Annotated in this window: 22 protein-coding genes; 10 read left to right on the top strand and 12 right to left on the bottom strand. The window is 40.5% G+C overall.

The features are described 5' to 3' along the window. The 6 genes from ACEW8O_RS08180 to ACEW8O_RS08155 form a co-directional block, all read right to left on the bottom strand. The coding region (locus tag ACEW8O_RS08180) for an adenylate/guanylate cyclase domain-containing protein (protein WP_373494130.1) at positions 1 to 1,340 on the bottom strand (1,340 nt) is incomplete at its 3' end. 8 nt (positions 1,341 to 1,348) lie between these two features. After that, the gene (locus ACEW8O_RS08175) at positions 1,349 to 1,681 is read right to left on the bottom strand and encodes a hypothetical protein (protein WP_373494129.1); all 333 of its coding nucleotides are present in this window, start codon (positions 1,679 to 1,681) and stop codon (positions 1,349 to 1,351) included. Positions 1,682 to 1,817: 136 nt separating this feature from the next. After that, positions 1,818 to 2,708: a hypothetical protein gene (locus ACEW8O_RS08170; RefSeq protein ID WP_373494128.1), complete on the bottom strand. Its 891-nt coding sequence runs from the start codon at positions 2,706 to 2,708 to the stop codon at positions 1,818 to 1,820. Between the two features lie 37 nt (positions 2,709 to 2,745). Further along, a complete protein-coding gene (locus ACEW8O_RS08165) occupies positions 2,746 to 3,624 on the bottom strand; it encodes a hypothetical protein (RefSeq protein WP_373494127.1) in 879 nt (292 codons plus the stop codon). 365 nt (positions 3,625 to 3,989) lie between these two features. Beyond that, on the bottom strand, positions 3,990 to 4,826 hold the full coding sequence (locus ACEW8O_RS08160; RefSeq protein WP_373494126.1) for a sulfurtransferase: 837 nt from the start codon (positions 4,824 to 4,826) through the stop codon (positions 3,990 to 3,992). Positions 4,827 to 5,000: 174 nt separating this feature from the next. Then, positions 5,001 to 6,149: a fatty acid desaturase gene (locus ACEW8O_RS08155; RefSeq protein WP_373494125.1), complete on the bottom strand. Its 1,149-nt coding sequence runs from the start codon at positions 6,147 to 6,149 to the stop codon at positions 5,001 to 5,003. Between the two features lie 444 nt (positions 6,150 to 6,593). On the opposite strand from ACEW8O_RS08155, the gene ACEW8O_RS08150 reads away from it, so the two are divergent. Next, positions 6,594 to 8,771, top strand: a complete 2,178-nt coding sequence (locus ACEW8O_RS08150; protein WP_373494124.1) for a Na-K-Cl cotransporter — start codon at positions 6,594 to 6,596, stop codon at positions 8,769 to 8,771. A gap of 132 nt (positions 8,772 to 8,903) precedes the next feature. Here ACEW8O_RS08150 and ACEW8O_RS08145 read toward each other — a convergent pair whose 3' ends face one another. After that, the gene (locus ACEW8O_RS08145) at positions 8,904 to 10,190 is read right to left on the bottom strand and encodes a YncE family protein (RefSeq protein ID WP_373494123.1); all 1,287 of its coding nucleotides are present in this window, start codon (positions 10,188 to 10,190) and stop codon (positions 8,904 to 8,906) included. Between the two features lie 224 nt (positions 10,191 to 10,414). Here ACEW8O_RS08145 and ACEW8O_RS08140 point away from each other — a divergent pair, with 224 nt between their 5' ends. Together ACEW8O_RS08140 and ACEW8O_RS08135 are read left to right on the top strand one after the other, a co-directional pair. Further along, complete coding sequence (locus ACEW8O_RS08140; protein WP_373494122.1) at positions 10,415 to 10,564, top strand: hypothetical protein; 150 nt, start codon at positions 10,415 to 10,417, stop codon at positions 10,562 to 10,564. Positions 10,565 to 10,582: 18 nt separating this feature from the next. Further along, positions 10,583 to 11,941: a Ppx/GppA phosphatase family protein gene (locus tag ACEW8O_RS08135; RefSeq protein WP_373494131.1), complete on the top strand. Its 1,359-nt coding sequence runs from the start codon at positions 10,583 to 10,585 to the stop codon at positions 11,939 to 11,941. Positions 11,942 to 12,126: 185 nt separating this feature from the next. Here ACEW8O_RS08135 and ACEW8O_RS08130 read toward each other — a convergent pair whose 3' ends face one another. Further along, positions 12,127 to 12,732, bottom strand: a complete 606-nt coding sequence (locus ACEW8O_RS08130; protein ID WP_373494121.1) for an RNA polymerase sigma factor — start codon at positions 12,730 to 12,732, stop codon at positions 12,127 to 12,129. Positions 12,733 to 13,064: 332 nt separating this feature from the next. Here ACEW8O_RS08130 and hisG point away from each other — a divergent pair, with 332 nt between their 5' ends. From hisG to hisB, 4 genes are all read left to right on the top strand, one after another. Further along, complete coding sequence (gene hisG / locus ACEW8O_RS08125) at positions 13,065 to 13,925, top strand: ATP phosphoribosyltransferase (RefSeq protein ID WP_373494120.1); 861 nt, start codon at positions 13,065 to 13,067, stop codon at positions 13,923 to 13,925. Positions 13,926 to 14,573: 648 nt separating this feature from the next. Further along, entirely contained in the window at positions 14,574 to 15,866 is a 1,293-nt protein-coding gene (gene hisD, locus ACEW8O_RS08120; RefSeq protein ID WP_373494119.1) for a histidinol dehydrogenase, read from the top strand. After that, on the top strand, positions 15,866 to 16,924 hold the full coding sequence (hisC, locus tag ACEW8O_RS08115; protein WP_373494118.1) for a histidinol-phosphate transaminase: 1,059 nt from the start codon (positions 15,866 to 15,868) through the stop codon (positions 16,922 to 16,924). The genes hisD and hisC overlap by 1 nt, the downstream gene beginning before the upstream one ends. A gap of 317 nt (positions 16,925 to 17,241) precedes the next feature. Continuing rightward, a complete protein-coding gene (gene hisB, locus ACEW8O_RS08110; protein ID WP_373494117.1) occupies positions 17,242 to 18,336 on the top strand; it encodes a bifunctional histidinol-phosphatase/imidazoleglycerol-phosphate dehydratase HisB in 1,095 nt (364 codons plus the stop codon). A 496-nt stretch (positions 18,337 to 18,832) separates the two neighbouring features. Here hisB and ACEW8O_RS08105 read toward each other — a convergent pair whose 3' ends face one another. Together ACEW8O_RS08105 and ACEW8O_RS08100 are read right to left on the bottom strand one after the other, a co-directional pair. Then, positions 18,833 to 19,903: a hypothetical protein gene (locus ACEW8O_RS08105; protein WP_373494116.1), complete on the bottom strand. Its 1,071-nt coding sequence runs from the start codon at positions 19,901 to 19,903 to the stop codon at positions 18,833 to 18,835. Positions 19,904 to 19,924: 21 nt separating this feature from the next. Then, positions 19,925 to 20,350 carry a heavy metal-associated domain-containing protein gene (locus ACEW8O_RS08100; protein ID WP_373494115.1) on the bottom strand — a complete coding sequence of 142 codons (426 nt, stop codon included), beginning with the start codon at positions 20,348 to 20,350 and terminating at the stop codon, positions 19,925 to 19,927. Between the two features lie 82 nt (positions 20,351 to 20,432). Between ACEW8O_RS08100 and ACEW8O_RS08095 the strand changes: the two genes are divergently transcribed. After that, positions 20,433 to 21,305: a tetratricopeptide repeat protein gene (locus tag ACEW8O_RS08095; RefSeq protein WP_373494114.1), complete on the top strand. Its 873-nt coding sequence runs from the start codon at positions 20,433 to 20,435 to the stop codon at positions 21,303 to 21,305. Between the two features lie 457 nt (positions 21,306 to 21,762). Here the strand turns inward: ACEW8O_RS08095 and ACEW8O_RS08090 are convergent, their stop codons facing one another. Then, entirely contained in the window at positions 21,763 to 22,671 is a 909-nt protein-coding gene (locus tag ACEW8O_RS08090; protein ID WP_373494113.1) for a RimK family alpha-L-glutamate ligase, read from the bottom strand. Between the two features lie 79 nt (positions 22,672 to 22,750). On the opposite strand from ACEW8O_RS08090, the gene ACEW8O_RS08085 reads away from it, so the two are divergent. Next, complete coding sequence (locus tag ACEW8O_RS08085) at positions 22,751 to 23,500, top strand: polyprenol monophosphomannose synthase (RefSeq protein WP_373494112.1); 750 nt, start codon at positions 22,751 to 22,753, stop codon at positions 23,498 to 23,500. Here ACEW8O_RS08085 and ACEW8O_RS08080 read toward each other — a convergent pair. Next, entirely contained in the window at positions 23,478 to 24,695 is a 1,218-nt protein-coding gene (locus tag ACEW8O_RS08080) for an ABC transporter permease (RefSeq protein ID WP_373494111.1), read from the bottom strand. The genes ACEW8O_RS08085 and ACEW8O_RS08080 overlap by 23 nt on opposite strands. A 40-nt stretch (positions 24,696 to 24,735) precedes the next feature. Here ACEW8O_RS08080 and ACEW8O_RS08075 point away from each other — a divergent pair, with 40 nt between their 5' ends. Next, complete coding sequence (locus ACEW8O_RS08075) at positions 24,736 to 25,935, top strand: exo-beta-N-acetylmuramidase NamZ domain-containing protein (RefSeq protein WP_373494110.1); 1,200 nt, start codon at positions 24,736 to 24,738, stop codon at positions 25,933 to 25,935. Positions 25,936 to 25,977: the final 42 nt, after the last annotated feature.

The following is a 25,977-nucleotide window of genomic DNA, read 5'->3' as shown; positions in this document are numbered from 1 at the left end:
TAATCAATGCTTTTTACCAGTTGCTTGGATTCTATTTTTTTAGCATACAGTGAAAATTCCACGAAATCGGTAAACAGTACCGTTACTTTTTCAAATTTGACTGCCTCTACTTTGCCATTTAATTTCAATTCTTTGGCAGTTTGAACCGGTAGGATATTGAGCAGCAATTTTTCCGAAATTTTCTTTTCTCTCTGAATATTCTTGAAATACCAATACAAGGTTCCCAAAATAATTGCGCCCAAAAAAACAATGACAATCAGAGCAATCATAATAATCCGTTGGGTTCTTTTGGTCTGATTGAGCAAATCCACTTCTGCCTGTTTTTGTGCAACTTCAAAATCTGTCCTCAGATCAGCTATGTTCTGTATAGTCATTAAATTATTGACACTGTCCCTGAAGGCGATATGGTTTTTATAGTATTTGAGAGATTCTTCAGGATTTCCGGACTTTTCATAAAATTCAGAAAGTTTCAGGTTTGCATTTGATATTTGTTCTTTGAGCCCGTGGGTTTCTGCCAGTTGCAGACTTCTGAGTGCATATTCCATGGAGGTAGCTTCATCACCTTTTTCGGAATAGATATCGGACATATATATCAGATAAACACATATAGGATAGTGATCTTCCATCTCTTCCAAGATCTGAATGGCTTCATTGATGTTTTTTTCAGCCAAGTCCCTTTGTCCTGTATTGGCATAGACCATCCCGATATTGCCCAAGCTATAGGCCTTCCCTGTCAGGTAATTCAATTTTTCGAAAATGAGACTTGATTCGTTGAAGTAAGCATAGGCAGAATCAAACATATCCCTGTGCAGAAATTCATCTCCTGCGTTCAGGATGGAGGATGCCAATGCAATAGAATCATCAGATTTTCTTAAAACAGAAATGGATTTACGGTAATAAAGCATGGCATTGCTATGGTTATTGGAAACAGAATAAATATCTGCAATCGCACCATAGGTTATCCCTTCAGCCCGTAAGGAATTGGCATTTCCGGCAGCTTCTCCACTTTTGATATAGGCATCCAATGCTTCATCCAGTTCCCCCATTTTTCTTTTATGGTTTCCCTTCAGAAAATAGCCTTTTTGCTCAAAGATAGGTTCTTCCAGTTCTTTGGAAAGTAAAATCAGTTCTTCGGCATATTTTACAGCTTGCTGAAGATCTTTCATTTCATTGAATGATAATTCCTCTAACAATTCAAGTTTTTCAGAATCAGCCAACAAGCCTTGCCTGTATATTATGGAAAGGCTGTCTGCCACTTTTTGGTCTTGAGCAAACGCCGGGTTTATAAAATGCCAAAAAATCAAAAGAAATGAGAAAGCATGACTCATTTTGGAAATCATAAAACACCTTATATTCTAACCGAAATCTTGGGATCAAACATCCTGTTGGTTGGAGATCCGTTTTTGACATAGGCAATGTCATAATCTTCCTCAGAACCTCTAGGGATATTGGGATCAACTGTACCTTTCCAGTTATTCGAATTCCCGACTCTTGAGGGGCCTTCACTGAAAATGTTTATGTCCGAATTGTTGATGATGCCTGTGATTTCTTTTACACCTGAGCGGGGACTGATTATCCAGGTCACCGTGTCACCCGGATCTACTTCAGTTTTCCCCCTATCTGAAAGGATTAGACCACCGTTGGAATCAATTCCTTCAATGGTAATTGGTCGATTTGGCATGATTTAATCAATTTAGGCTTAAAAACATGAATAATTTTTCAAAGCAATATATGCAATTATCTAAATAACTTGATGTCCAAACCACTTTAAAATATTTATGAAAAACAAAATTCCGGGTATGTTGCGATTATTGGATTTAATAATTCAGATTCAATTCTTTTCTCAAAAACGCATCTTCCGTTTTATTTTTGGTCCAATAGTCCACAATTTTCAAACCTTTCCTTTTAGCTACACTGATTTCTTTGGTGCCATCCTGTCTGGTCTGACTTTCCTCCCAACCCATAATCTGATAGGGAAATACTTTTTCAAAATCAATCTTTAATTCCCTGATACCGGAACTATATGTGACTACCAATTGGCTTCGGTTGTTGGTGATATCTATTATTCTGATAAATGCCTCGTCTGATTGGAACTCCTTATGGGTGAACCTCTGGTAAAAGAGTGATGGCATCATGTTGACACTTCCAATCGGGATTTGATTGGGATTGATTCTGATCAGATTCCAAAGCTCATCTTCTGATATTCCTGTAAATGAAAAGCTATCATCACCTTCTTTTTCGAAATAGGAAAAAATCTTCCCTTTATAGCTTTCCGTACTATTTAGGTTGAGCTGTGTGAAAGTTTGACCACACCATTCCTGCGAACTTGCGGTGATTTTTAGGCTGTTGTTTTGTTCTTTGGTCGGGGTAAAAACTGACAGCATCATATGATAAGGGTAAATTCCGGTCACAAAATCCCTTGTTTGGTTCATTTTGATCACAGACACCTTATCCGAACCTGCTTGATCGGGCTGATCAAGCTTGACATGGTTTTTTCTGGAAAATTCCTCTGTCACAAAAATAAGCACCGCCTCACCCGTTCGGGGTTCTCCATATCGGTACTGTTCCAGATCAAAACTTGAGATTTCAGCCTTTCCCTGAAACCAATAATCTCCCCAAGCCTTAAAATCTATATCCTGACGCTGTGGTTTGGAACAGGAAATTAATAATAGAAATACTACTGACAGAAACACTAAAAGGATACGCATACAATTTGGTTTTTTTCTAAAATAATAAATCTTTGGATCAATCAGGAATTTTGTAGTATGATTTCACTGCTTTGTAGTCTTTCAAATTGACAGGGGCCATCCTTCCTGAAGTTGAAGTCCCGCCGGGAATAATTACATACCTAAAACTTACATCAGCAGCCAAGGGGATGATTGGCGAGGAATTATCATCATTCGAAAATGCCATCAGGATTTTATTCAATTGCAAATAATGAATTAATCTTTGGTTTTTGATTTGGGTAATGGACTGTGTGATGGGAAGTGGTTGGACTATATCAGGAAATAAATCAAATCTGATAAAAACTGCTACAGTTCCCCTATCCAATATTTCGGAAGTTATATGAGGCTCATCTACAGTATAAACTATGCTCGTTCTGCCAAAAAACATGGTATTTTGACTCCATTTTGTCACATCAAAACGCTCCCAATCTGAATAAATGACATTCGCCGTTCCTGTAGCCCCTTGTGGACCTGTAGGCCCTGCCTCACCCTGAGGACCAGTTGGGCCCTGTGGACCTTGTGGACCGGCTTCACCTTGCGGCCCTCTTGGCCCCGTAGGTCCGGAAGGACCTTGAGGCCCCGTTTCACCCCGTGGCCCCGCTTCCCCCTGTGGTCCCGCCGGACCCTGAGGACCTCCCGGACCCTGAGGTCCTGCCGGGCCACTTGGGCCTGTTTCACCTTGTGGACCTTGTGCCCCATCCCTGCCTGCTTCCCCCTGTTCTCCTCGTTCTCCCTGTTCACCCTGAGGGCCTTGTTCTCCTTGAGGCCCCTGTTCACCTTGAAGTCCTCTTTCACCCCTTACGCCCGGAGGGCCCATGATGGGTTCATCATCTCTGACACAGGAACTGACCGATAAAGCAACCATGAAGATTAAGGTAAGCCGTATTAATGTTTTCATATATTAAGTGGTTATAATAAATTCTAAAGAATCAAAAGAGTCAAGTTTTTGGAAAAGGTAGAAATTTATATTCTCACCTTGGTCAGGGCAGATCTAAAATTAAGTTCTACGATGACATTAGTGAGTACCGCTTTTGCTATCGATCTGAAAAGTATATTTTGATAGTGAATTACCAATATAACTTTTGAGCAATCGAGTTTAGTCCATAAAAGTTTGAAATTCTAAACCTGCATAATTTATAACTTCAATAACATATAAAAAAATAAAATCAACAGAATTCTAAATGGGAATTGAAATTATTTGCGGACATACAATAAAAATTAGACTCAAAAATGAATTTCAAAATATTGTTAGTTCTTCAAATTTCATTTTGCTATGGGTTTGTCATTTCTTGACCATTCACTCCAAGAGCCTACATATAGTTTCGGAAGTTCGAAGCCTGCATGTGCCATGGCCAATAGGGTATGGCATGCAGTCACACCGGAACCGCACTGGACAATGATATTTGAAGCGGGCCTGTCTTTGATAAAATCACTGTACAGTTCCCACAGTTTTTCGGAAGATTTAAAAAAGCCATCCTGATCCAGGTTCATAGCAAAGGGAATATTGACTGCCCCCGGGATATGTCCTGCAATCAGGTCAATGGGCTCTTTCACACCTTTGTACCTTTCAGGCTCCCTGACATCAATGACCAGATACTCCTTGTCAAGAGATACTTTTTCCACTTCTGGTAAATCTGCCCTAGGTAATGTCCATTCCTTTATTGGATACCTGCACGGTACCGGCTTAGGTTCTTCTCCTTTGGCAACAGCAAATCCGGCTTTGACCGCAGCGTCTAATCCTCCGTCCAAAACCTGGATTTTTTGATGGCCTATGGCTTTCATCATCCACCAAAAACGGGAAGCCGCATTTGATCCATTTTTGTCATCATAGACCACCACATGGCTTTCGGGACTGATTCCAAGTCTTGAAAGCAAATTACAAAACTGACCTGCACTTGGCAGGGGATGTCTGCCCCCGTCGGCAAAGTCTTCTTTGATATCAGACAATTCGGAATTCAAATCGACATGCAAAGCTCCACTGAGGTGCCGGTTCAAATAGTTGGATTTTCCAAAACTGGCATCAATGAGAATAGATTTTTCATTTTGAGCTAAAGCAACCAATTCCTCAGGAGAAATGATTGGGGAGGGATTATGTGTCATGGTCTTTTCCTTTGAGCATAAATATCCCAAATAATTGGTAAAAATCCAGTTTGACTTAACCCTGCTTTTCCAAATTAAATATTAAGGAAGAAACCTGCCAGGTTTAAGAGGTGTATATGATACAGATTTACAGCACAATGGCTAAAAACCTGGCAGGTTTTTCACAAATTAGGCTTAATTCATTTTAGGATTAAGGATGTGATCTGACATCTTATTTGACCCCATCTTTTTCAGCAATTTATAGTGAGATACAATAGCACCCCACATACTTTCTTCATGGTAATCGATCTGAAACTCTTCTGCTGTAGTTTTTATGATTTCCGACAGGGCTATGTAATGGACATGACAGATATTGGGGAAAATATGATGGACGATATGGGTATTGAGTCCTCCAAACAGGAAATTTGCCAGTTTGCTTTTTCTTGAAAAGTCTATGGTGTTTTTAAAGATATGAACCGTCCAAGTGTCAGGCAGATGACCATTTTGGTCCACTGTCCCAAATTCGGATTCGTCCACCAAATGCACCGGAATAAGAACAGAAATCAGGAAAAGGCTTAAAAAAAAATGTATACCTAAATACCCCAAAATAAACTGTTGCCAAGTGACATCCAGTACCATCAACGGGATCAGAAGGGAGTAAGTGAAATAGATAAGTTTTGTAAAAAATAAAATAACGTATTCTCTGAAAGGTGGCCGATCAATGCCCAACCACCTTTTGGATTTCAAGGACGGGAAAAATTCTTTTAAACCTTTCACGAAAACCAAGAAAATGCTGAAAATCAGGTACAGCAATGTGGCATACCAATGCTGGTACCTGTTATACCATCTGTAAGGTTCGCTGGGAGACATCCTGATCAGTGGCGCCTGTTGGTGGATATCAGGGTCAAAATCAGCGATATTTGGAAATGAATGGTGGGTTTTGTTATGGCTAAGATTCCAAAGGTATGAATTTGAACCTACCAGGTTAAAAGTGTAACTCAAAATCCTATTAAGGCGATGGTTTTTGAAAAGGGCATTGTGTGATGCATCATGGGCAATATTGAAAACAATCAGAGCATGGGTTAATCCAAATAGAAGGCCAATGAAAAAAGTGCCCCAAGGATTGAACCAATTGCTTAATAATAGCCCATAAGAAATACAGAAAAGCGACAGAAGAAAAATAGTTTTTATAGTGACTACCTTTCCGCCTTTTTTGGATTTTCCGGTTTCTTTGAAATAGCTTTCAACTTTCAGGGCAAGGGTTTTGGAAAACCTATCAACATCTGTTTTTTTGAATATTGGCTTTACTTTCGCGGGCTTTTGTTGAATTAAAGAAATTGACATCAGATTGTAAGTTTAGTTGTTGAAACAGTTTTCGGTCAAGTACTTGTAAACCTTAAAATCACTTTGGAATCAAAATTGAACTGTAGCTTTACCTGGAAAGACTTTAAGGATCAATTCAAATTTCTCAAAATAAAAATTTGAAAGGTTGCATTTTTTTAAAATATCTTATTAGTAAATACTGATCGTATAAAATGAAATTCTTAAATCATGCAAGAGATATGGGTATTCAGTGTTTCTTAAGTAAAAATTGAGGTTGGTACATTGACTAGACAGATTTACCCCCATATTGGAAAAATACCGGAATTGTCACAAGCTGTAATCTTTATATTGATTGACCACTGTGGACATTTGAGCACTAAATAATTTTTTTGTTTTTTTCAGCTAATAGTTTCAATTTTCTATATCTTGGCCCTCCTTATTTAGAACTATTGGAAAGACAAGAAAATGAAAGTTAGTCCGGTAAAATCTTCAGGACTTAGCACATTTGCAGGTGTATTTACGCCTTCCATTCTCACCATACTCGGTGTGATCATGTATCTGCGTTTTGGCTGGGTGGTAGGAAATGTTGGTTTGCTGGGTAGCCTTCTCATTGTCACCCTGGCTACTTCAATCACCTTTCTCACTTCCCTTTCTTTAGCAGCCATTGCCACTGATCAGCAGGTAAAAATAGGAGGTGCTTATTATATGATCAGCCGTTCCCTTGGCATTGAAAGCGGAGGAGCGGTGGGGATTTCCTTATACCTTGCCCAAGCTTTGTCTGTATCCATGTACACAGTGGGGTTTGCCGAAAGTATTGTCCAAATATTTCCCGGACTAAATGAAAAATTACTAGCGGTTGGCGCGATTCTTTTTGTTGCAGGAGTGGCATTAATCTCTGCCAAAGTCGCCAGCAGGGTACAGTATTTTATTCTTGCCGCTATTGCTATTTCTCTCGTTTCCCTGATTTTTGGCAGCCCTATTGAATCTACCGAAATAGAATTATGGGGTGCATCTCCAGAAAGATCAGTTCCTTTTTGGGTTGTTTTTGCAGTATTCTTTCCGGCGGTTACCGGGATAGATGTGGGAGTGAATATGTCGGGGGACCTAAAGGATCCTGCAAAGTCCATTCCTAAAGGAACCTTTATGGCCGTAGGTGCAGGATACATCATATACATGGCGCTTCCTGTAATTTTGGCTATGCGTGCCGATGCAAGTAGCCTCATAGAAGACCCGATGATCATGCGTAGGATTGCATTTTGGGGAGATGCGATTCTGGTTGGCGTATGGGGTGCTACCCTTTCAAGTGCTCTTGGAAGTACTTTGGCAGCACCGAGGGTATTGCAGGCACTCGCTCAAGATGGTGTATTGCCCCGTTTTATGGCTGGATTGGGAAAGGGCAGCGGAAAGGAAAATCTTCCCCGAAAAGGCACCCTTTTTACACTGGTTTTTACCATTACGGCAGTTTTGCTCGGAGATCTTAATGTAATAGCACCGGTGCTGACGATGTTTTTTCTTACCGCTTATGGTGTACTCAATTTTTCCGCAGGAATTGAAAATGTTTTAAAATCGCCCTCATTTCGACCAAAATTTAAGGTGCATTGGTTTTTTTCCCTTTTGGGAGCTGCCGGTTGTTTTGGGGTGATGATTCTCATCAATCCTGTAGCTACTTTGATTGCTGCAATATTTGTTTTTTTGATTTTTTTCTGGCTTAAGCGCCGTGGACTGAAAAAGACCTGGGGAGGAATTGGTCGTGGTGTTCGGCTAAGCCTTATCCGTTTTAGTTTGATGCGTTTGAGTGAAGATGCAGATCCTAAAAACTGGCGCCCTCATCTTTTGGTATTTTCGGGTGCCCCGCAAAGCCGATGGTACCTGATAGCTGTTGCCGATGATTTTATACAGGGAAAAGCCTTAATGACTGTGGCCACCATATTGACAGAAGTAAATGTGACCAAAAAGAGGTTACGTAAGATGGAGATACATACACGGGAATTTCTTGCCAAAAGAGCTATACATAGTTTGGTCCGTATAATTCCTTCTGCCAATCCTTTTACGGGTGCCAAAACTATGGTAGATCATTATGGCTTGGGAGGCTTGGTGCCCAATACCATTATTCTGGGAAATACTACAGAGGATAGCCATATGTCTGATTTTTGTGATATGATTGGGTATTTTAACAAATTACAGCGTAATGTCCTGATCATTGATATTGAAGAAGACTATAAAAAAAGTTCAAAGAGAAGTATAGATGTCTGGTGGGGAGGATTGAAAATGAATGGCGCTTTGATGATTATTATGGCACATCTGCTAAGGCGCAGTTTTGGATGGAGAGAAGCTGAACTCACCATCAAAATGGTGGTGCCAAATGAATCTGCCGCAAGAGATGCCGAAAGAAACCTTGCTGAAATAATTGAAAAAATGCGGTCGAATGCAAAATATGAGTTGATTGTATCGGGAGGAAGAAGTTTCCCGGAGATTCTTAAAAATGAAAGCCGAACGGCAGATCTTGTATTTTTGGGATTAAAAACACCGGACGATAATTATCCATTGTATTACCGAACCCTGCAGGCTAACACCTCTCATCTCAAAAACAAAATTTTTGTTTTGGCCGGAGAAGACGTGGCCTTTGAAAAAGTACTTTTTTAAAGTTGATCGACTAGAGATTAAAAATGGGCCACTTTCTATTCGGGTAAAATATCAAAAAAAGCCCCACACAAAAAAGTTTGTGCAGGGCTAAGGTAGTGGTTATTCTTTGTTTTGATTTTGTCCGCCCCTAAATCAATATAAGGAACGGACTCCAATGCCATGAAAATCACTGGCCTGTAAATCCTCAGACGGTGCAGGCTGGATCAAAGCAGCGATTTTCCTGTTGGAGGTGTTGATGACAGAAAAACCGGGAGTTGTACCCGTGGCCACATGTGCTGCTCCACTTCTGGGATTTGGTCCGCGCAGGGTTATAAAGGCAAATTTTCCGTCCGGAGAGAAGTCAATGATATCGGGACTGCTGCCCACAAAATCCAGATTATGGACTATTTTATCCGTCATGGTATTGATTACAATTCCGTTGTCACTGCCCCTGTTGACCTGCCATAGCCATGGGCCCTTTGGACTGGTTCTGGCACCGTGAGCATCCACACCTCTGGTCTCATCGCTGGATTTGATCAGTGTATGGTCAGAAGTATTAAACACATACCATTGACCGCTTTGAGACGGCGGATTGACAGCGCTACCAGGATCGCCCCAATTAGCGTACATTTTTTTACCATCCTGACTGAGCGCCAAACCGCAATTGGCTTTGACCTCATCCCTAGAAAAGGCTTTGACTATCTTGGGTTCAGCTGCTTGTATGTCCACTACAACCAGCCCACCCGCTCCGGGTCCCAGTGTCAGATAGGCATACTTTCCGTTTGCAGTGAAATGGTGGCAGACCGGTGCTGAAACATTCAGGACACCTCCTCCGCCTCCCTTAACGCCTTCAAAATTGTCTTTCCATTCCTGCTGATCCAACAATTTAAGCTCCCGACCTAAGGCAAATATTTCATTTTCCAGGTCAGCCGTAATTTCGTTAAAAGTAACCGTACCGATGTTGGCCACCCAGATAGATTTATCATCGGGTGTAAAACTTGCCATGTGGGCCCCGGCACCGGTAAATATGACATCAATCACTTTCCGGTCTTTGGTACGGATAATGGCCACATTTCCGGATGCAGGCGAAGCTACTGCGGCATACTCATGGGTTGAATTGAATCCGATCATGTGGGGCATGGTCACGGCCTGATCGATTTCACCTTTTGACAGCAATGCTGGAAAGTCGATCACATCAGTTTCTTTCAGACCGGAATTGTAAATGTGTATCCTGCTTAAGTTTACACCTTGGTCAAGGGCCCATATTTCATAATCTTTTGCAAAAGGACCGTGGCCCAATCCCTTATTGGGCTTGTCATCTTTTTTTTGAAGACTGATCAGATCCTTTGTGATTAATTCGCATCCCTGCAAAATGCACATAGCCAGCAAGGCAAGCAGAAAAGCACTGAGTGTTTTTCTTTGATCATTAAATTTTGTCATAATGTTGTGATTTTGGTGAAGTGAAAAGAGCAGGATGAAACACATCCCACAAGACTTAATAAAATTAAGAAATTTTCCTCCAAATATTGTGAGTTTTGAAAAGTTTGACATTTCTAGGTGATGATCATCAGAACACAAACCCCATCAATACAAATTATAGTTGCAAACCAACACCAGAGAAGTTAAATTAAGCCTTCTTTTATAAACCATCAACACTACACTCCATGAACTTAGCAGCCATTGATATCGGTACCAATTCCATTCACATGATCATCGTGAAGGTGACTTCAAAGCAGACTTTTGAGGTATTGGTGCAGGAAAAGGAAATGGTCAAGTTGGGAGTGGGAGTGTTTGCCAATAAAATAATAAGCTAAAAGGCCTTCAATGCCGGCATCCAGACTATCTCCAGGTATGTCCAATTAGCAGACGAGTACGGTGTGGAACACATCATCACTGCGGCTACTTCCGCAACAAGGGAGGCAAAAAACGGTAGGGAATTCTTGGACCGGTTGATCCAGGATATTGGCTTGTCACCTCAGCTGATATCAGGAAAAGAAGAATCAAGATTGATTTTTTTGGCCGTAAAGAGGGCGATTGATCTTCAGAGTAATAATGTAATGGTCATTGATATCGGAGGGGGGAGTACAGAAGCTGTGGTAGGCAATAAGGATGCTGTTCTTTTTAGAAGCAGTATGAAACTGGGAGTGTTGAGGTTGCTCGACAAAGTAGGTAATCAAGGTCCTTTGACCAAGGAAAAGCAGGAAGACCTGAAGCATCATATCAAAGGCATAGCGGAAAAAGTGTTTTTAGAAGCTAAGGCTACGGGGTTCACAAAAGTAGTAGGGACCTCGGGTTCTATCAGGACTTTGGGAGAGGCGGCCTTATTAATGAATAAAAAAGGAAACCTAAGTTCCATCAACGCAGAGACAGTCAAGGTAAAGGACATTGAAAAAATCACAACAAAACTATTAAATCTCCCGGCAGAAAAAAGGTCCGAAATACCGGGAATTAATGAAAATCGGGTAGATGCCATTCATTTGGGAGGATTGCTGCTGGTTGAACTGCTAAAGTTGACTGATGTGAAAGAATTGACATTGTCAGACGCTTCACTTCGCGAAGGCCTGATTGTGGATTATGTGGAAAAAAACGGTCAGAAACTGGAAGATTTGGTATTGGGCAGTAGTATCCGTGAAAAAAGCTGCATGCTAAAGTCCATGAAATATGATACGGATATTCTGGAGAACAAACATGTTGCACAATTGGCCATGCAGCTTTTTGATCAATTGAAAGATTACCATGGAATGGATTTGGCTGCGCGGGATTTGCTTTACCACGCCTGTCTGATTTATGACATCGGAACTTATGTCAATTTTCAGAATTATCATAAGCACTCCAAATACCTGATTCTAAAAGGAAGATTACGAGGATTTAACAATAATGAATTATTGGTTTTAGCCAATCTGGCCAGATACCACAGAAAAAAAGGTCCGAAAAAGAAGAAAATTAAAAAATTTTCAAAAAAAGAAAGGCAGTTGGTTTTGGGACTTTCAGGAATCCTCCGGATAGCAGTCGGTCTGGACAAAACCAAAAACCAATGGGTGGAAAATGTGTATTGTATGCCTGAAAAGGATAGTCTGACAATCAAGATTTTTGGAGATGCCACTATGGACCTGGAAATCTGGGAGGCCCAGAGGTTTTCAGATACCCTTTCCAAATTTTTGGGGAAGAAGATAGAGGTAGTGAAAGGGTAAGTGAGTTCAGCTATACCCACCTTCTTTTTTTGGCTATAGCCAAATTCTTAATGGTAAAAATACCTGATTCTGAATGGAGCTTTTATCAATTGCCTCCGGCTTTTGTTGGAGGAGTATAAAATACAATTCCAGTCTCTCCCGGCTTTAGCCAAATCAAATCAATTACCCTTCCTTAAACTCCCAACTCATTTAAGCACTTCACGCAAAAAACCAAGGGCTTTATAGATTAAATTTCTCGCTGATTTGATATTGTCCAGCTTCATGATTTCCTGAATCTGTTGGTAATTCAGTCCTTCATAAAAATAATAATAAATCACTTCCCTCTTCCTTGGACTGAGTAGGGCTATGGCTTTATTGAGTTTCTCTTTTACCTCTTCATTGATCTGTCTATCGATTAAATGCTTTTCATGGGAAAACGTAAAATCAAAAAAATAACTGCTGTCTATATCTTCCAAATTACTGTACCATTTTCCTTCTTCTTTGATAATGGTTCTTTTGAGACATTTGAACAGGTAAAATTTAATGGAATCTGTCGGACTAAGATTGCTACGGTATTTTCTCAGTTCGATGAACATGTCCTGAATGGCATCTTGGACCAACGCATCCTTTTTACATATTCTCCATCCGTAAGCATAAAGTCTATCAAAATAAGTCTCATAGATCCTTATGAAGGCAGATTCATTTCCAATCCTAAAGGAATCCCATAAAACAACATCCTCCTTTGAATCAGATCCGCTGTTGGCTTCCAATGGATTTTCACTGGTAAAGGTACTTTTTTGGCGGGACAGCATTTTTTGGTTTAGTAATCGTTGCTTAAAGTTAAAGCCATTATTTATAAAAGGAAACATAAATCCATTTAAATAATGTTACCAAAAAGTTAAAAAGGTTATCCAAACTTGGATGTTCAAAAGCTGTTGTTAACTTTGCCGATGAAATGAACAGCACTTTCCTGCATATCCCGCTTATTTCTACCAAAACTACTTTTGGTAATGTTTTTCATTTCCACCATTCCTCGTAAGAGGAAATTTTTAACATATCGCCCAGGAAGGCTGTTGATATAATCATAACGCCTAATCATCCAAAATTCTTATTGGCATTTTGATACTAAACGTATATTGCATCCATGAATTCAATTATCCGAATTGCTGTCCAAAAAAGTGGCAGACTCAGCGACGACTCACTTAGCCTCATCAAAGAATGTGGCATCAAATTTTATAACGGTACCGGAAAGCTCAAATCTACCTCTACCAATTTTCCCATTGAATTTCTTTTCTTGAGAGATGACGATATACCCGGATATGTATCTGATGGCGTTGCGGACTTGGGAATTGTCGGAGAAAATGAACTTGTAGAAAAGGACAGAGAAGTGGAAATCCTCAAAAGACTCGGATTCTCCAAATGCCGACTTTCCCTTGCTATTCCTAAGGGCGAGCATTATGATGACATCAGGTATTTTGAAGGTAAAAGCCTGGCAACTTCCTACCCAAAAATTCTTGGAGATTATCTCAGATCCAAAAACATCAATGCCGAAATCCATGAAATAAGCGGTTCCGTGGAAATAGCGCCAAGCATTGGCTTAGCAGAGGGTATTTGCGATATTGTAAGTTCGGGCTCCACACTGATGATGAACGGCCTCAAAGAAGTGGAAGAAATCTTCAAATCAGAGGCTGTATTGATTGCAAACAAATACCTTTCGGAAGAAAAACTGTCCATTGTCGATAGGTTGTTGTTCCGTATCAATGCGGTTCAAAAAGGGAAAAGCAATAAGTATGTCCTATTGAATGCTCCAAATGAATCCCTCGAAAAAATCATCAGCCTGATTCCGGGAATGCGCAGCCCGACCATATTACCCTTGGCACAGGAAGGATGGTCATCTGTTCATTCCGTTTTGAGTGAGGATCAGTTTTGGAAAAACATAGAAGAACTCCGCGCGGCCGGAGCCGAAGGGATTTTGGTGGTACCGATTGAGAAAATGGTGATTTAAGACGTGAGACATGAGACGTGAGACGTGAGACTTGAAAACCTTTGAGGTTTTTAAAACCTCGAAGGTTTAGCCTAAGGGATTGCGATAACCAAGATGTCAGAAAAAAAAGCCAAGAAACAAGAGGCGAAATTTGTGGGCAAGGATGATCGATTTGAGTTTGGATAGAACTTAGGAATCGTCATTGCGAGGAGCACTTCATTTTGCCTTTCTATATATAGTAAGACCCCTTCGTGCGACGTGGCAATCTCTGGGAAGGAGTAAGAATTGAGACGTGAGATTTAAGACACAAAGCCTGTCCCAAAGTAATTCGGGGAATCAAAGCCTGTCCCCATGCATATCTGGGAAGCAAAAGGCAACAAAATGCCGTAGGCATGACCGAAATTTTAGCCCGGTAATTTATTGCCGGGAAAAGATCGATTGGAAGTCCCCCAAAGTGCCATCGGCACGGAAGATATTAAATGGACAAATGATGCTTAAATTTAAAGAATACAAGATGGGTAGTTTTAAAATTGTATTGAACAGAACCTAGCTTTCTAACCACAGAAATAATTCAAATTACCTCCGACAAACAAAAGCGGACAGTCCCAACAACCCCTAAAACCAAACAATCCGCTAACAAGCATTTCCAACCCGACAACACATTTGAATATGAAAACTATATACAACCCCACAAGATCCGAATGGGCAAAGGAATTGAAAAGACCTGTTCAGAAATCCAAAGAAATCGGAAAGATCGTAAAGCCGATCATGCAAAAGGTCAAAAGACTTGGGGACAAAGCCCTGAAGAAATTTGCTTTGGAGTATGATCATGTTCAGATAAAAACCCTTCTTGTTTCGATGGAGGAGATCTTTGTGGCCCGGGAAACTGTGGATCCAAAACTCAAAGAAGCCATTCTAATTGCAAAGCAAAACATAGAACAATTCCATGAAGCCCAGGCAACTCCCGATCTCGAAATGGAAGTGATGGAAGGTGTTACCTGCATGAGAAGATCAGTGCCTGTTCAAAAAGTTGGCCTATATATCCCCGGGGGAACGGCACCCCTATTCTCTACAGTTCTGATGTTGGGTATTCCCGCCAACCTTGCCGGATGTGAGGAAATTGTTCTGTGCACGCCACCGGATAAGGAAGGTAATATTCATCCTGCCATTCTCTACACTGCCGATCTGATCGGAATAGATAAAATCGTAAAAGCCGGAGGAGCCCAGGCAATTGCTGCTATGACTTATGGTACCGAATCCGTCCCCAAAGTCGATAAGATATTTGGACCGGGAAACCAATATGTGACAACAGCCAAACAGTTGGCAGTAAAAAAAGGTGTGGCCATTGACATGCCGGCTGGTCCTTCTGAGGTGTTGATATATGCAGACCATACTGCAATTCCTGCCTTTGTGGCTGCAGATCTACTTTCCCAAGCAGAACACGGAGTTGATTCACAGGTCATCCTTGTTGCCACTTCTGAAAAAGTAGCGACTAAAATTCTGGATGAAATAGAGATTCAACTTCCCAAACTTCCAAGAAAGGATATGGCCAAAAAAGCCCTTGAAAACTCAGTTGCCATCATCATCGCCAAACAGGAAAAGGCGATCGACCTGATCAATGATTATGCCCCGGAACATCTCATCATCTGTGTGGAAAATGAGGATGAAGTGGTCCGACAGATCAAAAATGCCGGATCGGTTTTTATTGGCAATTTCACTCCCGAATCTGCCGGAGATTATGCCTCAGGCACCAACCATACCTTACCAACCTATGGCTATGCCAAAAATTACAGTGGTGTTTCTTTGGATAGCTTTGTCAAAAAAATCACATATCAAAAAATCACTGAGCAGGGTATTAAAAACTTAGGCCCAACTATTGAGATTTTGGCCGACAATGAATTGTTGGAAGCCCACAAAAATGCTGTCAGTATCCGCCTCAAATACCTAAAAGAAAAAAAATAATGTCTTTTTCATTAGAGAACTTATTGAGACCCCATATTTTGGGCATCAAACCTTATTCTTCTGCCAGGGATGAATATTCGGGTAAGGACGGGGTTTTTCTGGATGCCAACGAAAACCCTTATGGTTCCTTGACCGGGGAGCCTTTCAACCGCTACCCTGATCCCTATCAATTGGAGATAAAAGAAAAGTTGTCATTTATCAAAGGCGTCCGCCCGACCCAGATATTCTTGGGCAACGGAAGCGATGAAGCCATCGATTTATTGATGAGGGCGTTTTGCGTTCCCGGAAAGGATAACATTATTTTGCTTCCTCCTACCTACGGGATGTATGAAGTATCCGCTTCCATCAATGACATCGCCGTCAAAAAAGTTAACCTCACAGAAGACTATCAATTGATCACACAGGATATTTTAGCGGCGATTGATACCCAAACCAAGATCATCTTTATCTGTTCTCCGAACAATCCAAGCGGTAACAAAATGAAAAGGAAGGATATCCAAAGTATCATTGCAGGTTTCAATGGATTGGTAGTAGTGGATGAAGCTTATATTGACTTCAGCGATGAACCGAGTTTTACAAACGAATTAAATGATTCACCCAATTTATTGGTGATGCAGACTTTTTCAAAAGCTTGGGGGATGGCCAATTTAAGGATAGGCATGGCTTTCGCTTCCGAAGATATCATCCGGATTCTGAACCTTATCAAGCCACCTTATAATATTTCAGGACTTACCCAGCAAAAAGTCCTTGAAGCCTTGGATCAGGCCGATAAAATTGCCGAACTGGTTCAGACTGTTTTGAAAGAAAAAGACCGTTTATCAAAAGCTTTGGAAATACTTCCTTTTATCTCACATATTTACCCCTCCAATGCCAATTTCGTTTTGGTCAAAATGACCGGAGCGAGAAAAGTTTATGACCATCTGATTAATGATCTGATCATAGTCAGAGACAGGTCCAAAGTAGTGCTCTGTGAGGACTGTTTGCGGATTTCAGTTGGGACCAGGGAAGAAAACGATGTACTGATCAGGGAATTGGAAAATTACGGATCGGAGCGGTGATTATACTTATCGTTTTTGATTTTTGGAACGATTTTCTTCTGTTTATAAAGACGGAAGACAGGAGACGGAAGACGGAAGACCGTGTCCTTTGAGGTTTTTTAAAAACCTCGAAGGTCTCTTGAATAAATGTTTAAGTAAACTAGTCCGTGACAGACTTTGATTATAAGAATATTAAAAACTGCTTTCATTCCTTAATTATAAACTAATCTTGGAGATGGTTATCGTCTTCGGTCTTCCGTCTTTAAACATAAAAACAAAGGGAATTAGGTAACTGATACCAATTTTGATAAGATAGATTAAAAAAAAACCTGTAAACCATGAAAAAAATACTTTTTATAGACCGTGACGGCACCATAATAGTTGAACCACCTTCGGACTTTCAAATTGATAGTTTGGAAGATCTTGAGTTTTTACCAAAGGCTATTTCAAACTTGCGCAAAATTGCTGAGGAAACTGATTATGAATTGGTGATGGTCACCAATCAGGACGGAATGGGGACTGATTCATTTCCTGAGGACACTTTTTGGCCTGCCCACAATAAAATGATGCTTACCCTGGAGAATGAAGGCGTTCATTTTTCCAAAGTACACATCGATAGGTCTTTTGAACATGAAAAACTTCCTACCAGAAAACCTGGAATAGGAATGCTTACCGAATATTTGAAAGGTCAATACGACCTGGCCAATTCCTATGTCATCGGAGACAGAATAACAGATGTCCAAATGGCCAAAAACCTGGGCTGCAAATCCATATATATTGGCGAACAAATTGATCAAGCCACATTTTGCAGCAAAAGCTGGGATAAAATCTATGAGCACCTCAAAATGCCTTCACGAATTGGAGAAGTGTTCAGGAAAACCTCTGAAACTGATATCCACATCCGGGTCAATGTTGACGGTTCCGGAAAGTGTGAAATTTATACAGGTTTGCCGTTTTTTGACCACATGTTGGAGCAGTTGGGCAAGCATGGGGGGACTGACCTTTTGATAGAGGTCAAAGGTGACCTGCATATCGATGAACACCATACCATTGAAGACACTGCTTTGGCCTTGGGAGAAGCATATCTAAAAGCCCTTGGTGACAAAAAAGGGATTTACCGCTATGGTTTCCTTTTGCCTATGGACGATGTACTGGCACAGGTTGCGATAGATTTCGGCGGCAGGCCATGGATGGTCTGGGATGCGGAATTCAAAAGAGAAAAAATCGGTGACATGCCCACCGAGATGTTTCACCATTTCTTCAAATCCTTCAGTGATACCGCCAAGTGTAACCTCAACATCAAAGCCGAAGGCACCAATGAACACCATAAGATTGAAGCGATTTTTAAAGGCTTGGCAAGGGCAATAAAGATGGCTGTCAAAAGAGACCGTAGTGCACTGAACCAACTTCCGAGTACTAAGGGGGTTTTGTAGTTTTTCAGTGTTCAGATTACAGTAGGCAGTGTTCAGTAGGCAGTAGGCGGTCGCAGATGGCAGACGGTGTAGCTGATTCAATTGCGGATGTTGTCAAAACAGGTTGTCCTTGTCAACGGCAGGAGAAATCTATTCTGCCCTGAAGGTCATAGACCTCTCCTGCCGTCAAGGTGACAAGGAAAAGTTTGATAGGACTCTTGAATGCTTTTATTGGTTCAATTGTGTCAAAGCCTTCTCCTTCTCAATTCGACAAGGACATGTGTAATTCTGATTTATAACTATTTTTTTTTATCGAGACCAGCTCAAAGTCCTGCACTCACTGCCTATTATAAAATGTGACATCCTACTGCCAACTGAGATTGCCCTCTGCCCACACGACTGATTCTGCCCACTCTGACTGCAAAACTGACTACTAATCACTGAACACTGCCCACTGAAAACTGGCCACTGCCTACTGTTCACTGAATACTGTTTACTGAGAACTGACCACTGACAATCATCCCTGAACGATAGCTCCTTTCAATCCCGGACTGGTCAGTAAGCCTCCAAATTCGCCGATAATTGACTCAGGAACGTTGAGATTGATAGCGGCTTCAACTACCGCTCCGATAAACAGGTCATAATCTGCTTCGGATATTAATCCGGTCATTCTGGGATTGACCATTGGATTGTGGGCGTCTGCCATGTTCAAACCTGTATAAGTAATATTCTGTGAACCTATATTGGCAGCAAGGAAATCACTGAATCCGGAGACCAAAGCTGTAAATCCTGATGTTTCTCCTCCTCCTACTTCAGCAAGCAAAACTGCGAAATATGGCTGAAGGTCATCATATTTGCCTCCTTCATTTGTAGCGATGACTATCACGGTTTCTGTTACGACTGCTCTCAATGGAATATAACCTGCTTCGATTAACTCACTTCCATTTTCGGGATCGGAAACCAATCCTGAGCCTCCCAATCTAGTGTACAAATCCAGGTCTTCACCATCAGCTCTTTGAACAATAGGCTGTCTGATAGATTCCAACAACTGTCCGACCGGTCCAATCACATCATTGGAGGTGATTCCTGCCTGGGCAGCTCCTTCAACTACTGCCTGAACGAAGAGATTATAATCTGCATTGTTGATTTTCCCGTTCATTCTTGAATTTTTGGCAGGATTATGTGCATCGGCCATACTGAGACCGGTATAAGTGAAATTATTTGCACCTGTAGCTTCTGCCAAAAATTCAGTAAAATCCATTACCAACATATTCAGACCGGAAGTTTGATTTCTTCCTACTTCACGGAGCAACACCGAAAAATAAGGTTGCAGTGCATCATATTTCCCACCATCATTGGTGGCAATGGTGGTGACGGTATTGATGACCACAGTCCTCAGATTCAAAAAACCCTGCTCCACCATCTGCCCGGAATTGAGCGGGTCGGAAACTTTCGTGGATCCACCCAATTTGGTAGCATAAAAGGAGTCATCCAGCATTGGTTCCGGAGTATCCTCCCTATCGCAGGAAGAATAAACAACAGAAAAAAACAGCATCGCAATCAGCAGCAATAATTTTGACGTTTTCATAATTGTGTAATTTAGTTAAGATTAATTTTCAAAGGATTTTTGGAAGAACGCACCCAATTTATAGGTTATGGAATTTTTGTCTATGGCCGGACAGCTCTGTGCCAGCATTTCCTCGGAGGGTTGAAAGAGTTGGGCAGATTCAGAAAAATGAAAGTTTATCCTGTCTACCAAATCGGAACCTGAAAATTCCTTTCGGTCATAAAGACAAATGATGTGACTGTTGGAAAAATTAACCCTAACGTCTTTGACACCCTCCATCTTGGCAATATGTTCTTTGATGGCAACTCCTTGCAGCGAATCAAATCTTTCAGGAAAATCTATTCTGCTTAAAGTAAGGGAAGAAATTGCTCCTGCTTTGGGTTTGGTGACCATATAAATATGAACAGCCAATACAGCTACCAGAAATGTAAAGAAACAAATCAGTCCAAATACAATTTTTTTAAACATAACATTTAAGGTTTTGTATGTGCGGGGATATACGAACATAAAAGAAGTTTCGGATTGCCCGGCCTGGAAAAATATGGAACCAATGACAATTTTTTATATTAAAAACATAGTAGTCCATTTGGACAGTTTTAATTATTTTATTAGTTTTGAAAGAATTCAAATCAGTGTCATGCGTAAACCGTTCTATTTGTTTCTTCTTTTTTTCCTGTCCTCATGTTTTGGCAGTTTTTCAGAAGGTGAAATGTATTTCCGTCAGGCTGAATATGAAAAAGCCGTTTCCGAATTCTCGAAGGCCCTTTTCATCAACTTAACGGATGTAAAATCCCTTCATCTCAGGGCACGATCCTATGAGGAACTGGAAGAATATGAAAAGGCTTTGGAGGATTACAAAGCCATCATCCGATTTGACCCTGCATATGCGCAAGCTTTTGCCGGGGTGGGAAAAGTTTATTGGAAACAGGAAGATTACAGGAATGCTGAAAAATACCTGCTACTTGCCGCAAATCAAGATGGAAAAGATTTCGAAATAATCTATCTTTTGGGAAGGGCCATGCTGATGAACGGCAATAACAAAAGTGCAGATGAATTTTTACAGATGGCAAAGGAAATGAGACCAAAAGATTCCAAAGTATATTTCTATCAGGGCATGGCAAGATCCCAAATCGGTGACCTTTTGGGGGCAGCAGGTTCCTTCAATATGTGCCTTAATTATGATCCGGACAACCTTCCGGCCAAATACAACAGGGGTCTGATTCGGCTATTGATTGGTTATGCGGAATGGGCCCTGGAAGATTTTGATGACATCTTAAAATCCAATCCCAACCACATTGAGGCCCTTGCAAGAAGAGGATATGCAAAACTTGCCATCAATGATAATACAGGCTGTAAAGACTTAAAAGAGGCTGCTGGAAAAGGAAGTGTTTATGCGCAGATGCATTTGGAACACTGTGAGTAGTTCCTTAAGCTTTTGGAAACTGAAATTGAAGTAATAGTTTCCCGCCGTGCTGATCCCGATAGGAGGAGAAGCATCTCACGAGGATCCTGAAATGTAAAATATGCCTTGAATAATACCTTTGGAGATCCCTCCTACGTATCAATGACATAAATCAGATTAGCAGTCAAACTGTTCTAGGCATAGATATTATTGCTTGGCTTACCAATCAATTGCCTCCTGCTTTAGCGGGAGGAAAAAAAGAGGCCTATTATCCCCCGGCTTTAGCCAAACATAATCCCCGATCTTATATCCTACTTTTATGTTTTAGCTAAAGCCTTTGGTATTTTGCATTTATTTATGAATGGGCTAAAGCCGCATTCCTATTGATACCAACTATACAAAGATGTCATTACCAATTCTGAACATTTTCAAAATGTTGGGGACTCGGGATTCGGAGGAGTATGAAGTCAATAGGTTTTCAAAAAACCCCCAACTTCTTTTTAACTGCTTCACGGTAATTTTTTTTGGCGCTCTGAGAAGTAAAAAGGAACAAGTAAGGTTCTATCAATTCTAGCTCCATAAGGTAAAATACACCTTCTATCCAAACACCATCTACCCTGGCATAAAGGGTATTGTCAGCAAATTCATTTACGATTTTTTGAAGGTAATCAAGTTGATCTTGTGAAGGGTTTACTTGTTGTACTTGTCCTCCGAAGTAATGCTGAACCCTGAACTCCCCTGACTTGGCGCTTTTCAATACAGCATGGGAAAACCTCCCATTAAAGAATAAATAAGAAAACTCTCCTACCGATGCAATCTCCTCAATGAACGGTTGCACCATGAAATCCTCTGATTCTAAAAATGAATCTATGGCAGGTTTATGGGCTCTCCAGTTATTTTTTTCAAGTTTTAAGGTGTTTTTGGCACCACCACTTACAGTAGGTTTGATGACCAAATAATCTGTATGAAATTGTTGGAAACAACCATCTAAATCAGAAGCTTGTCCCTTGTCAATAAAAAATGTCGGCACAATGTGAAAACCTTTTTTCTGAACATCCAAAAGATATTTCTTGTCAGAGTTCCACAAAATGGTATCCATATCATTGAAAACCTTTACTCCCAAACCTTTGACATAAGTACACCAAACCAAAAATTCCGGATACTTATCAAAATAATCCCAAGGGGATTTGATCAAGAGGTGCGTGAATTGTGCCCAATCAACCTGAGGATCTGACCAGATCTCCAATTTGAAATCAAGACCCAATTCCTCCAGAATATTACCCAAAACTATATTTTCATCTTCTGCATTAATATCGGGATAGCTTCCTTTTGATTCATAGGTGACTATGGCTACTTTCATCATTTTCTCCTTCTCATTTTCAAACAATTATATATCAATTTTTGCATTTTATGGATACAAATCAAAAATTACATGCTTTTAATCATAATTTTGGGTTTTGGTATTTATGAAAAAAGATAAACTTGTCATCATTCCTACTTATAATGAACTGGAAAATATCCGGGACATTTCATTAGCTATCATGGCATTGGATGGTGATTTTGAATTATTGGTGATAGATGACAATTCTCCTGATGGTACTGCGCAGATCGTCAAAAAACTTCAGATTGAATTCTCTGAAAGGATTCACCTACTGCAAAGAAAAGGAAAGCTTGGGCTAGGAACTGCCTATCTTGAAGGATTTCAATATGCATTGATGTGCGGTTATCAGTATATCTTTGAAATGGATGCCGATTTTTCCCATAACCCCATTGACTTGCTGAGATTACATAGAACCTGCTCAGAAGAGGGCTATGACCTTGCCATTGGCTCAAGGTATGTGACAGGGGTGAACGTGGTCAATTGGCCTATGGGAAGGGTTTTGCTGTCCTTTTTTGCAAGTAAATATGTACAGTTTGTTACGGGAATGCCCTTTAAAGATGCCACGGCAGGGTTTAAATGTTATCGAAGAAATGTATTGGAAACCATAGAACTGGACAAAATCAAATTCATTGGCTATGCTTTTCAGATCGAAATGAAGTTCACCACCTGGAAGCTAGGGTTCAGGATCAAAGAGATCCCTATCATTTTTACAGATCGGACCAGGGGTATTTCAAAAATGAACACAAGGATTTTCAGAGAAGCTGTGGTTGGAGTCTTCCAAATGAAGGTGATGAGTTGGTTCAAAACAAAACCTAATCAAAACGTATCGCTTTGATAGGTTGGATATTACTGATCAACATGGCCGGAATAAACAAAACCAAAGTTGTCACCAATAATACCGAGATATTGAGCAATAAAAATACCGGCCAATTCCAGGATATGGGAACAAAGGACATATAGTAGCTTTCCGGATCAAGAGAAATGAACCGGAACTTTTGTTGTAACAAGCCAAAACCCAAACCTATCGCATTTCCCAAAAGCAGACCCCGACCGATTATCCTTACTCCATTCCAGACAAAAATCTTTCGTATCTGTTTGTTTTTGGCTCCCAGTGCTTTGAGCACCCCGATCATTTGGGTTCTTTCCATGATCAGGATAAATAATATCGAAACCATATTAAAAGCAGCCACAAAGAGGATCAATCCCAAAAAGATATATACATTATTATTGAGCAATATCAACCAATCAAAGATCTCAATGTACTTATCAGTCACTTTGATAAGTTTGAGATCATAGTCTAAGGATTCATATAGGGGTTCACTGAACTCGTCCAATTTGGTAGGATTGTGTACAAATATTTCAAACCCTCCCACCTGATCATCTGTCCAGCCATTGAGATTTCTGATAGTTTGAATGTCTCCGATAATAATTTTGTCATCAAAATTTTCAAGAAAAGTCTCATAAATACCTACAACTTCAAACCTTCGGAAGCGGGGAGGTTCCTGTACAAAATACATGGTAATCCGCTCGCCCAGATCCAATAATAGTTTGTCCGCGATCTTTTTGCTTAAAATAATTTCATTGCTGGCAATCGAGTCCGAAAACTGAATAAAGCGGCCTTTGATTATTGAATCCTTAAATCTCAAAGAATCAAAATCCGGGCCTACGCCCTTCATCAACACTCCTTCAACCTCCTCATCTCCTTTGAGTAAACCGGGTTTGTGGGCATAGACCTGTACATGACGTATCAGCTCATTTTGTGGATACTCGGTATAAAAGTCGGACAATTTGGAAGTGGGAGATTCTTCAAATGCATTTCCCGACATAAACTTCTGCACCTGAAAGTGTCCGGTAAACGAGAAGACTTTGTCCGAAATCTCATTTTGAAACCCTCCCAATATCATAAATGAAATAATTGATATTGCTATGCCAATGGCCACGGAGGCAACCGCTATGCGGTGAATTGTTCCTGTAAACCCACCTGTTCGCTTAAAACTGATTCTTTTGGCAATAAAATAGGAAAGGTTCAATGAGTTTGATTATTTTGGTGGAAATCTAGCGCAAATTAATATGAAGTCATTGAAATGTATCATTCTTGTTCTTTTTTTAATCCGGACAACCGCATTTTGTAAAGGCCCGGATAAAGTTATCAAAGTCGAAGAAGAGGAAATAGAGAGACAGATATTGCCCGCTGCTGATCAGCCTGAGGTATATTTACCACTTTTGGAGGGCAAAAGAGTTGGTCTGATTGTCAACCAAACTTCAATCCTGACCAGTAAAAACAATATGCATTTGGTGGATTACCTAATGATGGAAGGAGTAAATGTAGTCAAAGTGTTTGTTCCCGAGCATGGCTTCCGGGGAGATGCAGATGCCGGAGAGATCGTCAATTCTGAAATCGACAAAAGCACAGGCTTACCCATAGTATCATTGTACGGAGACAACAAGAAACCCTCTGCCTCCACCCTCTCTGATGTGGATATTCTGATTTATGACCTTCAGGATGTCGGGGTCAGGTTTTACACTTATATCAGTACCATGCACTATGTCATGGAAAGTACCGCAGAAAATAAAAAACCGCTTTTGATTTTTGACAGACCCAATCCTAATGGTAATTATGTGGATGGTCCTGTTTTGAAAAAAGGCTTTGAAAGCTTTGTGGGTATGCACCCTATTCCGGTAGTCCATGGATTGACCGTCGGGGAATTGGCCCAGATGATCAATGGAGAAGGTTGGCTGAAAGGAAAAGTGAAAAGCGATATTCAGGTTATTCCTGTAAAAAACTGGAATCATTCCCTACCTTATGGTCTTCCGGTAAAGCCATCCCCCAATTTACCCAATGACCTGTCCATCCGTTTATATCCCACACTTTGTTATTTTGAGGGCACAGATGTGTCATTGGGAAGGGGGACATATTTCCCATTTCAAGTCTATGGCTATCCTGATCCAAAATTCGGGGATTTCACCTTTACACCTGTCAGCATAGACGGCATGTCAAAAAATCCGCCCCAAAAGGATAAAAAATGCTACGGAAAAGATTTAAGAAATGAACCCCTGAACCATCAATTCACCCTTCAATATCTTTTGGAAGCCTATCATATTTCAGGAAAAAAGGAAAAATTCTTTAATAATTTCTTTGATAAACTCGCAGGAAGTGACCAACTCCGAAAGGACATCTTGGCAGGCAAAACAGAGGCTGAAATAAGGGATTCCTGGCAAAAAGACCTTGGAATTTACACCGACTTGAGAAAAAAATATCTTTTATATTGAAAGACAAAAACCTTATAAATATGCTTATTTTTACCTAAATCA

The organism is Aquiflexum sp., assembly GCF_041749095.1.
Lineage (GTDB): Bacteria > Bacteroidota > Bacteroidia > Cytophagales > Cyclobacteriaceae > Aquiflexum.
Note: the sequence above shows the minus strand (reverse complement) of the source record. Positions and strands in the feature narration are given on the sequence as shown.

What these genes read in the sequence shown, in the direction of transcription:
- hisG (WP_373494120.1), top strand. Translation starts at nt 13,065, where the DNA reads ATGAATTCAATTATCCGAATTGCTGTCCAAAAAAGTGGCAGACTCAGC.
- ACEW8O_RS08100 (WP_373494115.1), bottom strand. Translation starts at nt 20,350, where the DNA reads ATGTTTAAAAAAATTGTATTTGGACTGATTTGTTTCTTTACATTTCTG.
- ACEW8O_RS08140 (WP_373494122.1), top strand. Translation starts at nt 10,415, where the DNA reads ATGAACTTAGCAGCCATTGATATCGGTACCAATTCCATTCACATGATC.
- ACEW8O_RS08160 (WP_373494126.1), bottom strand. Translation starts at nt 4,826, where the DNA reads ATGACACATAATCCCTCCCCAATCATTTCTCCTGAGGAATTGGTTGCT.
- ACEW8O_RS08105 (WP_373494116.1), bottom strand. Translation starts at nt 19,903, where the DNA reads ATGAAAACGTCAAAATTATTGCTGCTGATTGCGATGCTGTTTTTTTCT.
- hisB (WP_373494117.1), top strand. Translation starts at nt 17,242, where the DNA reads ATGAAAAAAATACTTTTTATAGACCGTGACGGCACCATAATAGTTGAA.
- ACEW8O_RS08095 (WP_373494114.1), top strand. Translation starts at nt 20,433, where the DNA reads ATGACAATTTTTTATATTAAAAACATAGTAGTCCATTTGGACAGTTTT.
- ACEW8O_RS08165 (WP_373494127.1), bottom strand. Translation starts at nt 3,624, where the DNA reads ATGAAAACATTAATACGGCTTACCTTAATCTTCATGGTTGCTTTATCG.
- ACEW8O_RS08075 (WP_373494110.1), top strand. Translation starts at nt 24,736, where the DNA reads ATGAAGTCATTGAAATGTATCATTCTTGTTCTTTTTTTAATCCGGACA.
- ACEW8O_RS08155 (WP_373494125.1), bottom strand. Translation starts at nt 6,149, where the DNA reads ATGTCAATTTCTTTAATTCAACAAAAGCCCGCGAAAGTAAAGCCAATA.
- hisD (WP_373494119.1), top strand. Translation starts at nt 14,574, where the DNA reads ATGAAAACTATATACAACCCCACAAGATCCGAATGGGCAAAGGAATTG.
- ACEW8O_RS08145 (WP_373494123.1), bottom strand. Translation starts at nt 10,190, where the DNA reads ATGACAAAATTTAATGATCAAAGAAAAACACTCAGTGCTTTTCTGCTT.
- ACEW8O_RS08170 (WP_373494128.1), bottom strand. Translation starts at nt 2,708, where the DNA reads ATGCGTATCCTTTTAGTGTTTCTGTCAGTAGTATTTCTATTATTAATT.
- ACEW8O_RS08085 (WP_373494112.1), top strand. Translation starts at nt 22,751, where the DNA reads ATGAAAAAAGATAAACTTGTCATCATTCCTACTTATAATGAACTGGAA.
- hisC (WP_373494118.1), top strand. Translation starts at nt 15,866, where the DNA reads ATGTCTTTTTCATTAGAGAACTTATTGAGACCCCATATTTTGGGCATC.
- ACEW8O_RS08130 (WP_373494121.1), bottom strand. Translation starts at nt 12,732, where the DNA reads ATGCTGTCCCGCCAAAAAAGTACCTTTACCAGTGAAAATCCATTGGAA.
- ACEW8O_RS08175 (WP_373494129.1), bottom strand. Translation starts at nt 1,681, where the DNA reads ATGCCAAATCGACCAATTACCATTGAAGGAATTGATTCCAACGGTGGT.
- ACEW8O_RS08150 (WP_373494124.1), top strand. Translation starts at nt 6,594, where the DNA reads ATGAAAGTTAGTCCGGTAAAATCTTCAGGACTTAGCACATTTGCAGGT.